At 54.7% G+C, this 14,105-nt stretch carries 14 protein-coding genes and 1 tRNA gene; 11 read left to right on the forward strand and 4 right to left on the reverse strand.

What is annotated here, in order from left to right; all coding sequences use genetic code 11:
* Positions 1–72 precede the first annotated feature (72 nt).
* Complete coding sequence (locus tag BWI76_RS10880) at positions 73–978, forward strand: LysR family transcriptional regulator (protein WP_024359565.1); 906 nt, start codon at positions 73–75, stop codon at positions 976–978.
* A 280-nt stretch (positions 979–1,258) separates the two neighbouring features.
* Here BWI76_RS10880 and BWI76_RS10885 read toward each other — a convergent pair.
* Positions 1,259–1,346, reverse strand: a tRNA-Ser gene (locus BWI76_RS10885).
* Positions 1,347–1,614: 268 nt separating this feature from the next.
* Here BWI76_RS10885 and ghrA point away from each other — a divergent pair.
* The 7 genes from ghrA to BWI76_RS10920 all read left to right on the forward strand — a co-directional run bounded on the left by ghrA (position 1,615) and on the right by BWI76_RS10920 (position 6,426).
* On the forward strand, positions 1,615–2,553 hold the full coding sequence (gene ghrA, locus BWI76_RS10890; protein WP_004871246.1) for a glyoxylate/hydroxypyruvate reductase GhrA: 939 nt from the start codon (positions 1,615–1,617) through the stop codon (positions 2,551–2,553).
* Positions 2,554–2,637: 84 nt separating this feature from the next.
* Positions 2,638–3,375: a phosphatase gene (locus BWI76_RS10895; RefSeq protein WP_049085353.1), complete on the forward strand. Its 738-nt coding sequence runs from the start codon at positions 2,638–2,640 to the stop codon at positions 3,373–3,375.
* Between the two features lie 22 nt (positions 3,376–3,397).
* The gene (locus BWI76_RS10900) at positions 3,398–3,952 is read left to right on the forward strand and encodes a molecular chaperone (RefSeq protein WP_004871244.1); all 555 of its coding nucleotides are present in this window, start codon (positions 3,398–3,400) and stop codon (positions 3,950–3,952) included.
* Positions 3,953–4,055: 103 nt separating this feature from the next.
* Positions 4,056–4,538, forward strand: a complete 483-nt coding sequence (locus BWI76_RS10905; RefSeq protein ID WP_004871242.1) for a DUF1097 domain-containing protein — start codon at positions 4,056–4,058, stop codon at positions 4,536–4,538.
* Positions 4,539–4,839: 301 nt separating this feature from the next.
* A complete protein-coding gene (locus tag BWI76_RS10910; RefSeq protein ID WP_004871239.1) occupies positions 4,840–5,145 on the forward strand; it encodes a type 1 fimbrial protein in 306 nt (101 codons plus the stop codon).
* Positions 5,146–5,234: 89 nt separating this feature from the next.
* Positions 5,235–5,789, forward strand: coding sequence for an O-acetyl-ADP-ribose deacetylase (gene ymdB, locus BWI76_RS10915; protein ID WP_024359560.1), 555 nt, complete (start codon positions 5,235–5,237; stop codon positions 5,787–5,789).
* A 46-nt stretch (positions 5,790–5,835) separates the two neighbouring features.
* Complete coding sequence (locus BWI76_RS10920; RefSeq protein ID WP_024359559.1) at positions 5,836–6,426, forward strand: TetR/AcrR family transcriptional regulator; 591 nt, start codon at positions 5,836–5,838, stop codon at positions 6,424–6,426.
* Between the two features lie 36 nt (positions 6,427–6,462).
* Here BWI76_RS10920 and mdoC read toward each other — a convergent pair whose 3' ends face one another.
* Entirely contained in the window at positions 6,463–7,623 is a 1,161-nt protein-coding gene (gene mdoC, locus BWI76_RS10925) for a glucans biosynthesis protein MdoC (protein WP_004137241.1), read from the reverse strand.
* Positions 7,624–7,875: 252 nt separating this feature from the next.
* Here mdoC and mdoG point away from each other — a divergent pair, with 252 nt between their 5' ends.
* The 3 genes from mdoG (at position 7,876) to BWI76_RS10940 (ending at position 12,244) form a co-directional block, all read left to right on the forward strand.
* On the forward strand, positions 7,876–9,429 hold the full coding sequence (mdoG, locus tag BWI76_RS10930; RefSeq protein ID WP_024359558.1) for a glucans biosynthesis protein MdoG: 1,554 nt from the start codon (positions 7,876–7,878) through the stop codon (positions 9,427–9,429).
* Positions 9,422–11,950 carry a glucans biosynthesis glucosyltransferase MdoH gene (mdoH, locus tag BWI76_RS10935; protein WP_024359557.1) on the forward strand — a complete coding sequence of 843 codons (2,529 nt, stop codon included), beginning with the start codon at positions 9,422–9,424 and terminating at the stop codon, positions 11,948–11,950. Before mdoG ends, mdoH begins: the two co-directional genes overlap by 8 nt.
* 66 nt (positions 11,951–12,016) lie before the next feature.
* Positions 12,017–12,244, forward strand: a complete 228-nt coding sequence (locus tag BWI76_RS10940) for a YceK/YidQ family lipoprotein (protein ID WP_004131344.1) — start codon at positions 12,017–12,019, stop codon at positions 12,242–12,244.
* Here the strand turns inward: BWI76_RS10940 and BWI76_RS10945 are convergent, their stop codons facing one another.
* Entirely contained in the window at positions 12,245–12,631 is a 387-nt protein-coding gene (locus BWI76_RS10945; RefSeq protein ID WP_004137236.1) for a MysB family protein, read from the reverse strand.
* Between the two features lie 79 nt (positions 12,632–12,710).
* Positions 12,711–13,961, reverse strand: a complete 1,251-nt coding sequence (gene mdtG, locus BWI76_RS10950; RefSeq protein ID WP_004137235.1) for a multidrug efflux MFS transporter MdtG — start codon at positions 13,959–13,961, stop codon at positions 12,711–12,713.
* Positions 13,962–14,105: the final 144 nt, after the last annotated feature.

The raw sequence follows: 14,105 nt of genomic DNA on the forward strand, positions 1-14,105 counted from the left end.
ATTCGCCACTAATAGTCCGCTAGATAGCAAAAACGACCTATACTGTTCTAAAAATGGAACGATGGAGGAAGGATGCAGGATCTCAATGATTTAGCCTGGTTTGTACAGGTGGTCGATCACGGTGGATTTGCTGCGGCGGGAAGGGCGCTCGATCAACCCAAATCAAAATTGAGCCGTCGAATCGCCCAGTTAGAAGAACGCCTCGGCGTACGTTTGATTCAACGTACAACCCGCCAGTTTGCGGTAACGGAAGTTGGGCTTACTTTTTATCAACACTGCAAGGCGATGCTGATCGAGGCGGAAGCGGCAGAACAGGCGGTGGAAACCCTGCGCTCCGAGCCGCGCGGCAGCGTGAAGCTGACCTGTCCGGTAACGTTATTGCATGCGCATGTCGGGCCGATGCTGGCACGGTTTATGGTGCGCTATCCGGGCGTCAATCTTCAGCTGGAAGCCACTAATCGTCGAGTGGATGTTGTTGGCGAGGGCGTCGACGTGGCGATTCGCGTGCGCCCAAGACCGATAGAAGACAGCGACCTGGTGATGCGTGTCCTGGCCGACCGCGGGCACCGTCTGGTCGCCAGCCCCGGGTTGGTTGAGCGGCAAGGGCAGCCCCGGGTTCCGTCAGAATTAAGCGATTGGCCGGGGTTGAGCCTGGGAGCAGGTAAACATCAGCATAAGTGGCAGTTGACCGGTCCCGAGGGTGCAAGGGCGGAGATCTACTTCACTCCCCGATTGGTGACCACGGATATGCTGGCGCTCCGTGAAGCGGCTATCGCCGGCGTTGGGGTGGTACAGCTTCCTTTATTAATGGTGCGCGATCAGTTGGCCGCCGGAGAGCTGGTGGTTGTCCTTGATGAGTGGCAACCGCGCCGGGAGGTGATCCATGCGGTGTTTGCCTCGCGCCGCGGGCTGCTGCCCTCGGTCAGGGCGCTGGTTGATTTCCTCAGCGAAGAGTATCAGCGGATGGAGGAGGATTAGCATTTGCCACAATCCCGGCGGCGCTGCGCTATCGAAGAAAGTCTGAAGCCGGGGGGATGGCGACGGTTCCCGGAGACGGCGCGATGCGCCTGTCCGGGCTACCCAAACGCAGGCCGCACGTACCCGTAGCCCGGGCAAGGCGCTCTGCGCCGCCCCCGGGAGCAGAGCGCAGGATGGCATCATTTCCCGGAGGCGGTGCTGCGCACCTGTCCGGGCTACCGGGGGGAGTGCAACAGGCGAAAAAAAAGCCCGTACTTGCGTACGAGCTCTTCTTTAAATATGGCGGTGAGGGGGGGATTCGAACCCCCGATACGTTGCCGTATACACACTTTCCAGGCGTGCTCCTTCAGCCACTCGGACACCTCACCATATTGTTTTTCCCGTTGCTGCCGGGAACGGGCGCTAATTTAGGGAAATACGTATCTCCCGTCAATCAACTTTTTAAAAAAATCGCCCGTTTAGCCAAACTTCAAGCAACTTGCTCTCTAAATGCGCGAGAATCGATTTTTTTGTCGCCATTCCCTTTTTCACACGCTCGCCTGACGAAATTTGCTATGCTGGCAAACCAATAGAAAACAACGAGTAAAACGCGACGCTAGCCTAACCTGCCGATAGCGTCAGCTGTCAGGAGCCCTTATGGATATCATCTTTTACCACCCGACGTTCGACACCCCTTTCTGGATTGCGGAGCTGGAAAAACAGCTCCCCGGCTCGCGAGTCCGCGAATGGAAATCCGGTGATAATCAACCCGCGGACTATGCGCTGGTCTGGCATCCGCCGGTTGAAATGCTGCAAGGCCGCGAACTTAAAGCCGTCTTTGCCCTTGGCGCCGGCGTTGATTCAATTCTAAGTAAACTGCGGGAAAACCCGGAAATGCTGCCGCTGTCTACGCCGCTGTTCCGTCTGGAAGACACCGGCATGGGTCTGCAGATGCAAGAGTATGCGGTGAGCCAGGTGCTGCACTGGTTCCGTCGTTTTGATGACTATCAGGCCTTAAAACAGGAGGCGCGGTGGCAGCCGCTGGAGGAGTATCAGCGCGAGGACTTCACCATCGGCATTATGGGGGCGGGAGTACTGGGCGCGAAAGTGGCAGAAAGCCTGCAAAGCTGGGGTTTTCCGCTACGCGTCTGGAGCCGTAGCCGCAAATCCTGGCCTCAGGTAACGAGCTTTGCGGGGAAAGCCGAGCTGGGGGATTTCCTGAACGGTACGCGAGTGCTGATTAATCTGCTACCCAACACGGCGGAAACCGTTGGCATTATTAATAGCGCGCGCCTGGCGCAGCTGCCGGATAATAGCTATGTGCTGAATCTCGCTCGCGGGGTTCATGTGGTGGAAGACGATCTGCTGGTCGCGCTGGATAGCGGCAACTTAAAAGGGGCGATGCTGGATGTGTTCAGCCGCGAACCGCTGCCGGAAGAGAGCCCGCTTTGGCGGCACCCGCGAGTGGCGATGACGCCGCATATTGCTGCCGTCACCCGGCCTCTGGAAGCCATCGCTTATATCGCTAAAACCATTGCTCAGTTAGAACGGGGCGAAACGGTCAGCGGGCAGGTCAATCGCCAGCTGGGATACTAAGCGATAGCCCCGCCTGAGCGGGGTTTTGCTGATCATGGGCGCAGATTCCTGCTATTCTTGCCACAAACAGAGAAGGAGATTGTGATGTATCCTGTTGACCTGCACATGCATACCGTCGCCAGTACCCACGCTTACAGCACCCTGCACGACTATATTGCGCAAGCAAAGCGCAAGGGGATCAAACTCTTTGCTATTACCGACCACGGGCCCGATATGGCCGATGCGCCGCATTACTGGCATTTTATTAATATGCGTATCTGGCCGCGGCTGGTGGATGGCGTTGGCATTCTGCGCGGTATCGAAGCCAATATCAAAAATACCCAGGGCGAAATCGACTGTACCGGCCCGATGCTCAACTCGCTGGACCTGATTATCGCCGGTTTTCACGAGCCGGTATTCCCTCCGCAGGACAAAGCGACGCATACAGAAGCGATGATCGCCACGATAGCGAGCGGCGCGGTGCATATCATTAGCCATCCGGGTAACCCTAAATTTCCCGTTGACATCCCGGCCATTGCCGCCGCCGCGGCGAAGCACCATGTGGCGTTGGAAATCAATAACTCCTCTTTTGTCTCGTCGCGTATCGGCAGCGAAGATAACTGCCGCGCCGTTGCGGCGGCCGTACGCGATGCCGGTGGTTGGGTGGCGCTGGGCTCGGATTCCCATACGGCATTTACGCTCGGTGAATTTAGCGAATGCCGAAAAATTCTTGATGCCGTCGGTTTTCCGGAAGAGCGAATTCTTAACGTAACGCCCCGGCGTCTGCTTAATTTTCTTGAATCGCGCGGCATGCCTGCGATTCCTGAGTTGGCTGAACTTTAATGTGAATAACTGGAATAAATGAATGAACGAGTTTTCAATCCTCTGCCGCGTGCTGGGCTCTCTCTATTATCGTCAGCCGCAGGACCCGCTGCTGGTTCCGCTCTTTACCCTTATCCGCGAAGGGAAGCTGGCGGCGAGCTGGCCGCTGGAGCAGGATGAACTGTTGGAGCGCCTGCAAAAAAGCTGTGATATGCAGTCGCTGGCCGCCGAATACAACGTGCTGTTTGTCGGTGAAGAGTGCCGCGTCGCGCCTTACCGTAGCGCATGGGTTGACGGCGCTACGGAAGCTGAAGTCCGTGGTTTCCTCACCGCACATGGCGTACCTACGGGGGAGGGGGCGGCGGATCATTTCGGCTCCTTGCTGCTGGCCGCTTCCTGGCTGGAAGATCACGCGGCGGAAGAGGAAAGCGAAGTTCTGGAAACCCTGTTCGCGGAATATATCCTGCCGTGGTGCGGTGAGTTCCTGGGCAAAGTTGAAGCGCATGCCACCACGCCGTTCTGGCGCACGATGGCCCCGCTGACTCGCGAAGCGGTCTCCGCTATGTGGGATGAACTGCAGGAAGAAAATGAACAATAATTTGTGATATACATCACATTTTAAATGCAACGCAATATTTTTAATTTCATTTAGTGTGCTCTGTGTCGCATTTGACGGGCGCGTTTCTGTTATGATACGCGCCATGAACATACTCTTCGCAATCGCATTAACGACGGGCATTCTCTCCGGTATCTGGGGATGGGTGGCGGTCGCATTGGGTCTGCTGAGCTGGGCGGGGTTCCTCGGCTGTACGGCTTACTTTGCCTGTCCGCAAGGTGGGTTAAAAGGGCTGTTCATTTCAACCTGTACGGTCATGAGCGGCGTTGTGTGGGCGCTGGTGATTATTCACGGCAGCGCGCTGGCGCCGCAGCTGGAAATTGTCAGCTATATCATGACCGGCATCGTGGCGTTTTTGATGTGCATTCAGGCGCGTCAGCTGATGCTCTCTTTTGTGCCGGGAACTTTTATTGGCGCGTGTGCGACGTTTGCCGGCAGCGGCGACTGGCGTTTGGTTGTGCCTTCACTCGCGCTGGGTCTGGTATTTGGCTACGCTATGAAAAATAGCGGTCTGTGGCTGGCGACCCGGGCTGAGAAAAATAAACCTCTTGCTAACCAAAGCAGCTGATCGTTTTTTAATGTATCCCCGTTGACATCACAAAAGGGCCCTGCGGGCTCTTTTGCCGTTTTTGGCGCCAGGTTTACCCCGTCGTTAATCTCCCCCCTGCATTCTATTTTTCCTTATATATCAAATGTTTTAACTGCACCGAAAGTCAGTGAATCGATTTTGTTATCAGATTCTAACGGATGATGTATTTTGTTTTTAAATTGTTAATATAATTAACTTGAAGTAAAAAAATATAACCCGATGCACTCATGGATGGCTGGTGCTTTTCAGTCGCTATACCGATATGCAGAGGAGTTTTATAATGAAAAAAATCAAATATGCGCCACTTGCCGCTCTGTTTATTTTACCCTGTTTTGTTAGCCCCGTGCTCGCGGAAAAGACCGTGGCCGGCGTCATTCATTTTTACGGGCGGGTGGTGGAAGCGCCCTGTCAGCTTAGTACTATAAATAACCAGATTATTATGGATTGCCCGAGGGCGGAAGCGATTAAAATTTCTGCTCAACAGCTTGAGAAAGGGAATATACACAACGAAAATATCCGTTCTGCGCAATTAAGATATATTAACCCGCAACGGACCCTCGCTATTCTGGATGTTGAGTATCGGTAACCCTCTGCCCCCAGACTTTCGTCCCGGGGGCTATCGTGCCATATTATCCTCGTGTATTCATTTGAAGACGTATGCCGACAGGAGGAGAAATGGCTGTTCAACCTGAGGTTGTTCTCGGCGATATTACAACGCTTGCGGTCGACGTTATCGTCAATGCGGCAAACCCGTCGCTGCTTGGCGGTGGCGGCGTGGACGGCGCGATTCACCGCGCGGCAGGACCAGAACTGCTGGCTGCCTGTAAAGTGGTGCGGCAACAGCAGGGTGAGTGTCCGCCCGGTCATGCAGTGATTACGGCGGCAGGAAATTTGCCCGCCAGCGCGGTTATTCACGCCGTTGGACCCATCTGGCACGGCGGTGACAGACAAGAGGCGGAGTTGCTGGCTGACGCCTATAAAAATAGCCTGCTGCTGGCTTCGGCAAACAATTATCGTTCTATTGCATTTCCTGCTATCAGCACCGGTGTTTATGGCTACCCTAAAGAGGCCGCCGCGGAGATAGCCGTACGGACGGTAAATGCCTTCCTCACGCGCTATAACCCGCTGGAACGCGTGTGTTTCGTTTGCTTTGATGCCGAAACCGCCGGCATCTATACGCGATTACTTGAGGCAAGTCGCGCGCAACTCGGCCATCAGAATAAGATATGATAGTTTCCTGGGAACGCTGGAAATTATCATAACGGGAGAGTTATCGGTGGCTGAAGGGAAGGTTCTACAAAAACAACGGCTTCGGCGGATGGAAATCGTTGCCGCGGCGCAGAAATGTTTTGCGGAAAAGGGCCTGCACGGCGCCTCCGTAGCGGATATTGCGCGTCAGGCTGGTCTTAGCGTAGGCCAGCTATATCGCATCTTCGCCAGCAAAGAAGAGATCGTTGAAGTCATCGTCAGTGAGATCGTGAATGCCAGAGTGGGCGAAATCGTTGCCGGGAATCATGATTTAGCCCGTATGGCGTCCGTATTAGCCGGCGCGATCCCAGTGACCGGCTCTACAAAAAGCGATAATTATCTGCTGATGGAAATTAACGCCGAGGCGTCCCGAAATCCGCGCCTGCGTGAAATTATGAACCAGGCCGATCGCCGCCTGAAAGAGGAGGGCGGGCGACTAACCCGGCACTATCACCCTGAGATGTCCGCAGAGAAAATTAGCCTCGCCTGCGAATTTATCGCGATATTAACCGAAGGATCGGCCTATCGTTGCGACTTTGCGACGACTCCGACGGTAGATAAAGCGGCGATGGAAAACCTGTACCGCGATGTTTTTCAGCTGCTGTTTACACAAAAATAGCGCTGCTATGTGCGTTCCACACAGCAGCTTGCTGTTTTAACTGGCGGATATTTGCGGCTTAGCCGTCTTTTGCTGGAATTTTCCGGAGAAAAGAAAGCGCAACAGCGGTATCCGCAGATGGATTTCATACAGCACCAGAGCAATCCCGACCACAAAAACCAGCCCGGTTATAAACCCAAGGGTATTCGATTTAATGACCGGTGCTATCCACGCTCCGTAGAGCAGGGTCAGCGGGTGGTGCACCAGGTAGATAAATAGCGATGCGTTGACGAAATAGGTCACCCGCGCTGACTGGAAATTCAACAAACGGTGACCAAGCGAAAAGACCACGTTGACCATCCATAGCCCCAACACCATGGTAATCACATACTCCGTCTCATACATCCAGCCGTCGCCAGAGCCGTACTGCTGATTCAACCGGTAGGCGATAAATCCGAGTAAAGCCGCCGCAAAGCACCATGGCGATGGGGTCGTAAACATCGTTTTCAGCCGCGCGTTAATAAACGTCTGGGCACCGAGGATAAAGAAAGGCAGATAGAACAGCGTCTGCATCACGATAAAGTTGAACAGGCCATTGCTCAGAATGGGTGGGTAGAGGATAAAAATGGTGCGGCGAATAACCGCATACAGCACGCCCAGCGCGAGAAAAATCATCGACAGCTGGCCTAATGTGACGGTGTCACCAAAGGTTGGCGCAGCGGCAGAACGCGGGCGCGTCAGCCATTTAAACATTACTACGCCCAGCGACGTCAGAACCACCAGCACTAATAAAAACCACAGATGGGAAATCAGCTCCCAGGCGAGGGTGTTGAATTTGTCATAGCCGGAAAGGGTGTGCCAGTTATCCGCCTTACCGTTGACGTACTGCAGCATAATAAACTGCGGTAGGGTCAGGAGGGGGATCGCGGTTAACATGGGAATACCGACGCGCTCAACGCGGACTTTCCACCACTTCTTCAGCGGATAGCGCAGAAAAAGCATGTAGGAAAAATAGCCGGAAATCACAAAGAAGACCTGCATGCGAAAGGCATGGATGAAGTCGTTAAACAACGTCAGCCACCAGGAGGGCTCGGCGCTGTTCACATGCCAGCTATGGCTGGAGTAAATGAGCGAAATGTGAAAAGGGATACCCAATAGCATCAGCCAGGCGCGGATGCTATCGAAAAAATATTCACGCTGTACCGGAGTATTATTCATACAATATCACTACATTCTCAGACAATTCGTCTTATCACTCAACGTGATAACGTTTAAATTCTCTGCAACCCTACATGAACTCTGGTTAACTGTCTCCAGGATAAGCACGCAAAGTGCAATCGGGCCAGTGAACTGTGTATTCCCTGTGCCGCAATGCCGAACAATGCAGGGATTATGTTGTCGGAATGCCTGAGTTTCCATTAAAATAGATCGGATCGATTTAAGCACACAAAGGGGGAAGTGCTTACTTATATGAAACATAAACCACAGATGATGAAAATGCGTTGGTTAAGCGCAGCCGTAATGTTGTCCCTGTGTACTTCATCTGCATGGGCATTCAGCATTGATGACGTCGCAAAAGAGGCACAAACGTTAGCCGGCAAAGGCTTTGAAGCGCCTAAAAGTAACCTGCCCTCTGCCTTCCGCGACATGAAGTATGCGGACTATCAGCAAATTCAGTTTAATCACGACAAAGCTTATTGGAATAATCTGAAAAGCCCGTTCAAGCTCGAGTTTTATCACCAGGGGATGTATTTCGATACGCCGGTCACCATTAATGAAGTGACGGCAACCAGCGTACGTAAAATTAAATACAACCCGGACTATTTTAATTTTGGCAACGTGCAGCACGATAAAGACACGGTTAAAGACCTCGGCTTTGCGGGCTTCAAGGTCCTGTATCCGATCAACAGCAAAGATAAGAACGATGAGATTGTCAGCATGCTCGGAGCCAGCTACTTCCGCGTGCTCGGCCAGGGTCAGGTATACGGGCTTTCTGCCCGTGGGCTGGCGATTGATACCGCACTGCCGTCCGGAGAAGAGTTCCCGCGTTTTCGTGAATTCTGGATTGAGCGTCCTAAAGCTACCGATAAACGTCTGACGATTTATGCGCTGCTTGATTCCCCGCGCGCAACCGGCGCCTATCGTTTTGTGATCATGCCCGGCCGCGATACCGTGGTGGACGTGCAGTCTAAGGTCTATCTGCGTGACAAAGTCGGTAAGCTGGGCGTGGCTCCGTTGACCAGTATGTTCCTGTTTGGGCCGCATCAGCCGTCTCCGACCACCAACTATCGTCCAGCGCTGCACGATTCCAACGGGCTTTCGATCCTTGCCGGTAACGGCGAGTGGATCTGGCGTCCGCTGAATAACCCGAAACACCTCGCCGTCAGCAGCTACGCAATGGAAAACCCGCAGGGGTTTGGCCTGCTGCAGCGCGGCCGCCAGTTCTCGCGTTTTGAAGATCTCGACGACCGCTACGATCTGCGCCCAAGCGCGTGGATTACGCCGAAAGGGGATTGGGGTAAAGGGAAAATCGAACTGGTTGAAATCCCGACCAACGATGAAACCAACGATAACATCGTGACCTACTGGACGCCGGATCAGCTGCCGGAACCCGGCAAAGAGATGAACTTCAAATACACCATCACTTTCAGCCGTGACGAAGACAAGCTGCATGCGCCGGATAACGCCTACGTGATGCAGACCCGCCGCTCTACCGGCGATGTCAAACAATCGAACCTGATTCGCCAGCCTGATGGCACCATTGCCTTTATTGTTGATTTCACCGGCGCTGAGATGAAAAAGCTGCCCGCAGATACTCCGGTAACCGCGCAGGCAAGCATCGGTGATAACGCTGAAATCGTCGAAAATACCGTGCGCTACAACCCGGTAACTAAGGGCTGGCGTATGATCCTGCGCGTCAAAGTGAAAGATCCTAAGAAAACCACGGATATGCGCGCTGCGCTGGTCAACACCGACCAGACGCTGAGCGAAACCTGGAGCTATCAGCTGCCTGCCAATGAATAAGATAACGAAGTACATCGACGCATTGCCGCTGTCGGATGCAGAAAAAAGCGCGTTACCTGACGCAAGCCTGCAGGCCGTACATGAAGCACTGGACGCTGAACATCACGTTTTTAAACGCGAAGACGACGCCCCGCTGGGGTCGGTGAAATCGCGGCTGGAGCATAGCTGGCCTGATTCACTGGCCGGTAACCAACTGGTTAAGGATGACGAAGGGCGCACTCAGCTGAACGCCATGCCGAAAGCAAAACGCTCCTCTATGTTTCCTGACCCCTGGCGTACCAACCCTGTCGGTCGTTTCTGGGATCGGCTGCGCGGACGCGATGTGACTCCGCGCTATCTTTCTCGCCTGAGCAAAGAAGAGCAGGAGAGTGAGCAAAAATGGCGTACCGTCGGCTCTATCCGCCGCTATATTCTGCTGCTGCTGACGCTGGCGCAGACCGTTGTGGCGACCTGGTACATGAAAACCATTTTGCCCTACCAGGGCTGGGCGCTGATTAACCCTGCCGATATGGTGGGGCAGAATCTATGGGTATCCTTTATGCAACTGCTGCCGTATGTGCTGCAGTCGGGGATCCTGATTCTGTTCGCCGTACTTTTTTGCTGGGTTTCCGCGGGATTCTGGACCGCGCTGATGGGCTTCCTGCAGCTGCTGATCGGGCGCGACAAGTACAGTATCTCAGCCTCGACCGTCGGTGATGAGCCGTTGAATCCGGAGCATCGCACGGCGCTGATTATGCCGATCTGCAACGAAGACGTTGACCGCGTATTCGCGGGTCTGCGTGCGACCTGGGAATCGGTAAAGGCCAGCGGCAACGCCGAGCACTTTGATGTCTATATCCTGAGCGATAGCTACAACCCGGACATCTGCGTCGCGGAGCAAAAAGCGTGGATGGAGCTGATTGCCGAAGTTCAGGGCGAAGGGCAGATCTTCTATCGCCGGCGCCGCCGCCGCGTGAAGCGCAAAAGCGGCAACATTGATGACTTCTGCCGTCGTTGGGGTAGCCAGTATAGCTATATGGTGGTGCTGGATGCCGACTCCGTGATGAGCGGTGAGTGCCTGAGCGGCCTGGTGCGCCTGATGGAAGCGAACCCGAATGCCGGCATCATCCAGTCATCGCCGCGCGCATCGGGCATGGATACGCTTTATGCGCGCTGTCAGCAGTTTGCCACCCGCGTCTATGGTCCGCTGTTTACCGCCGGTCTGCATTTCTGGCAGCTGGGCGAGTCGCACTACTGGGGACACAACGCCATTATCCGGGTCAAACCGTTTATTGAGCACTGTGCTCTCGCGCCGCTGCCGGGTGAGGGTAACTTCGCAGGTTCCATCCTGTCGCATGACTTCGTGGAAGCGGCATTGATGCGCCGCGCCGGATGGGGGGTGTGGATTGCTTACGATCTCCCTGGTTCTTATGAAGAGCTGCCGCCGAACCTGCTTGACGAGCTGAAGCGCGATCGTCGCTGGTGTCAGGGGAACCTGATGAACTTCCGCCTGTTCCTGGTCAAAGGGATGCACCCGGTTCACCGCGCGGTATTCCTGACCGGCGTGATGTCATACCTGTCGGCGCCGCTGTGGTTCATGTTCCTGGCGCTCTCAACTGCCCTGCAGGTGGTGCATGCGTTGACCGAGCCGCAGTACTTTTTGCAGCCGCGTCAGCTGTTCCCGGTCTGGCCGCAGTGGCGCCCGGAGCTGGCTATCGCCCTGTTCGCTTCAACCATGGTGCTGCTGTTCCTGCCGAAGCTGCTGAGTATTATTCTGGTGTGGTGTAAAGGGCCAAAAGAGTACGGCGGCTTTATCCGTGTGACCCTTTCTCTGCTGCTGGAGGTGCTCTTTTCGGTGCTGCTGGCGCCGGTACGCATGCTGTTCCACACCGTATTTGTGGTCAGCGCGTTCCTCGGCTGGGAAGTGGTGTGGAACTCGCCGCAGCGTGATGACGACTCTACGCCGTGGGGCGAAGCGTTCATGCGTCACGGCTCGCAGATGCTGTTGGGGCTGGTTTGGGCGGTGGGCATGGCGTGGCTGGATCTGCGTTTCCTGTTCTGGCTGGCGCCGATCGTGGTCTCGCTGATTCTGTCTCCGTTCGTGTCGGCCATTTCCAGCCGCGCGACCATTGGCCTGCGCACCAAGCGCTGGAAGCTGTTCCTGATCCCGGAAGAGTATTCGCCGCCGCAGGTGCTTAAAGATACCGATGCTTACCTGACGCTCAACCGTCAGCGTTCTCTGGAAGACGGTTTTATGCATGCGGTATTTAATCCGTCGTTTAACGCGCTGGCAACGGCGATGGCTACCGCGCGTCACCGCCATGGGCATATTCTGGATATCGCACGCGAGCGCCACGTTGAACAGGCGCTGAACGAGACGCCGGATAAGCTCAACCGCGACCGTCGTCTGGTATTGCTGAGCGACCCGGTCACCATGTCACGGTTGCACTATCGCGTGTGGGCCGCGCCGGAGAAATACTCTTCGTGGGTAGGCGCCTATCAGCAGTTGACGCTGAATCCGCTGGCGTTAAAAACGAAGTAAGCCGTAGGTAAAGGAAAATACCGGCAATGGCGCCGGTATTTTTTTATCTGAGAATCGAGGTTGTTGATGAGAGTTTTACTGGTTATCGCAATGACGCTGCTTATCAGCGGCTGCGGTAGTATTATCAGTCGCACGGTGCCTGGGCAGGGGCATGGAAACCAGTACTATCCCGGCGTTCAGTGGGATGTCCGCGATTCCTCATGGCGCTATATCACCATTCTCGACCTGCCCTTTTCACTGGTGTTTGATACGCTACTGCTGCCGCTTGACGCCAGTCATGGCCCTTATAACTAATTAGCGTTCATCCCATTCATCGGCTGCGGCCTGGCCCTCTTCGGTATCAAGAGAGGGTTCAAGCTGAAATTCGCCTTCATCCCATTCGTGCAGCGTATTTTCTTCCAGCCACTCCTGGCGAAGCTCAATCTCATCATAATCGCCATCAAACACGCTTTGCGCTGCCTGACCGCTGAGGACAGGCAGGCATTCGCCCTGTTCATCCTCGTCGGCAAAAAATTCTGCCTGCCAGGCAATATCGCCGTCCTGGAGTACATACTTCTGAATATTTAATTGCTCGATGCTGGCGCTCTCTTCGTCGCTATCGGGATTATTAGCCAGAAACTCCTCGCGGGCGGCATCGATTGCTTCTTCAAGCGTGGCATAGAACATCGAATCCTTTGGCATGGCTAACCTCCTAAGATGAATAGAAATGAACACGATTCAATCTATAGAAGGCGGTTGGCGATGCGTCAAGGATGGGGCATTAATTTACCGAATGCGTGCCGGAACCCGTATTGTCGGTTGCTTGAGGGCGGCGAGAACGGCCAAGGGTCAGGGTCGAGTAGACCGCGTTGAACAGGACCACACCGGCGGTGACTAGAAAGACCGCCCGGAAGCCGTAGTTGGCGGAAACCGACGCGCCGATAAGCGGTCCCGTAACGTTGCCGATATCGCGGAACGACTGGTTATAGCTGAAGATTCTGCCCGAGATTTGGCTGGTGGAGTTATACACCAACAGGGTTTGTACGGCGGGCAGCAGCGCGCCGTCGGCGGCGCCTAACAGGAAGCGCAGGATCCCCAGCTGCAGCGGCGTCTGGACGAACGACATCGGTATCAGAAGCAAGACGGAAATCACCAGCGCGACGATGAGGATTTTTTCCGGGCCGATGCGGTCGCCGAGTTTCCCGAGACGAGGCGCGCTAAGCAGAGCGGCAATACCAGGGACTGAAGCGATCATGCCGCTGATGAACGCAATATCACTCACGTTGCCTGCCAGATCGCGCACGTATAGCGTTAGAATTGGAGCAATCGAGCCGGTCGCAACCTGAATAATCAATGAAGTGACAAACAGGCTCAGCACCAGCTTCGGATTTTTAAGCGACGAGAAAACGTCTTTCGCGCTGAGCATCTCTTTTTTACTGACCGCGACAAAATTCTCGCGGATGAGAAAAAGGGTAAATAAGAAACAAATAAACAGGACGCTTGCGGTCATAAAGAAGACGGTACGCAATCCCCAGTGATCGGCCAGGAAGCCGCCGGCCAGCGGCCCCAGCAGCGCGCCGCTGACGGCCCCCGTAGACAGCGTCCCCAGCGCCCAGCCGCTCTTATGGCGGGGGATTTGCGTCGCTATCAGGGCATTGGCGTTGGGAATAAATCCGCCGAGCAGGCCTAACAGCGCGCGCAGGATCAGAAATTGCCAGATATTCTGCGCCAGGCCCATTAGCAGCATGACGATTGCCATACCAAGGGCCGAGCGCAATAGCATAATTTTACGCCCTTTACGATCGGCAAGGCCGCCCCAGAAGGGGGAGGCGACGGCTGAAAATAAAAAAGTGACGCTGAAAACCAGACCTGACCACATATTGAGGGCGCTATGGCCGGTTACGCCGAGTTGTTCGACGTAAAGCGGGAGAAACGGCATCACCAGGCTAAAGGCGGCGCCGGTTAAAAAACAGCCGAGCCAGGTGACGGTAAGATTGCGTTTCCAGTTAATGGGGGTATCAGCAGACGGCATAGGATTCCACTGGCCTGCAGCGCAGGTCAAATAATTGAAAATATGAGCACACTAATTATGCGCCTGAGAAATGATTGCCGCAATGCAGGGGAGCTTTTAAAGCTAAAGGAAGGGAATTGACCCCGCATCCGTATTCGAATGCGG

Source organism: Klebsiella sp. M5al, assembly GCF_002090195.1.
Taxonomy (GTDB): Bacteria; Pseudomonadota; Gammaproteobacteria; order Enterobacterales; family Enterobacteriaceae; genus Klebsiella; species Klebsiella grimontii.

What these genes read in the sequence shown, in the direction of transcription:
- BWI76_RS10880 (WP_024359565.1), top strand. Translation starts at nt 73, where the DNA reads ATGCAGGATCTCAATGATTTAGCCTGGTTTGTACAGGTGGTCGATCAC.
- ghrA (WP_004871246.1), top strand. Translation starts at nt 1,615, where the DNA reads ATGGATATCATCTTTTACCACCCGACGTTCGACACCCCTTTCTGGATT.
- BWI76_RS10895 (WP_049085353.1), top strand. Translation starts at nt 2,638, where the DNA reads ATGTATCCTGTTGACCTGCACATGCATACCGTCGCCAGTACCCACGCT.
- BWI76_RS10900 (WP_004871244.1), top strand. Translation starts at nt 3,398, where the DNA reads ATGAACGAGTTTTCAATCCTCTGCCGCGTGCTGGGCTCTCTCTATTAT.
- BWI76_RS10905 (WP_004871242.1), top strand. Translation starts at nt 4,056, where the DNA reads ATGAACATACTCTTCGCAATCGCATTAACGACGGGCATTCTCTCCGGT.
- BWI76_RS10910 (WP_004871239.1), top strand. Translation starts at nt 4,840, where the DNA reads ATGAAAAAAATCAAATATGCGCCACTTGCCGCTCTGTTTATTTTACCC.
- ymdB (WP_024359560.1), top strand. Translation starts at nt 5,235, where the DNA reads ATGGCTGTTCAACCTGAGGTTGTTCTCGGCGATATTACAACGCTTGCG.
- mdoC (WP_004137241.1), bottom strand. Translation starts at nt 7,623, where the DNA reads ATGAATAATACTCCGGTACAGCGTGAATATTTTTTCGATAGCATCCGC.
- mdoG (WP_024359558.1), top strand. Translation starts at nt 7,876, where the DNA reads ATGAAACATAAACCACAGATGATGAAAATGCGTTGGTTAAGCGCAGCC.
- mdoH (WP_024359557.1), top strand. Translation starts at nt 9,422, where the DNA reads ATGAATAAGATAACGAAGTACATCGACGCATTGCCGCTGTCGGATGCA.
- BWI76_RS10940 (WP_004131344.1), top strand. Translation starts at nt 12,017, where the DNA reads ATGAGAGTTTTACTGGTTATCGCAATGACGCTGCTTATCAGCGGCTGC.
- BWI76_RS10945 (WP_004137236.1), bottom strand. Translation starts at nt 12,631, where the DNA reads ATGCCAAAGGATTCGATGTTCTATGCCACGCTTGAAGAAGCAATCGAT.
- mdtG (WP_004137235.1), bottom strand. Translation starts at nt 13,961, where the DNA reads ATGCCGTCTGCTGATACCCCCATTAACTGGAAACGCAATCTTACCGTC.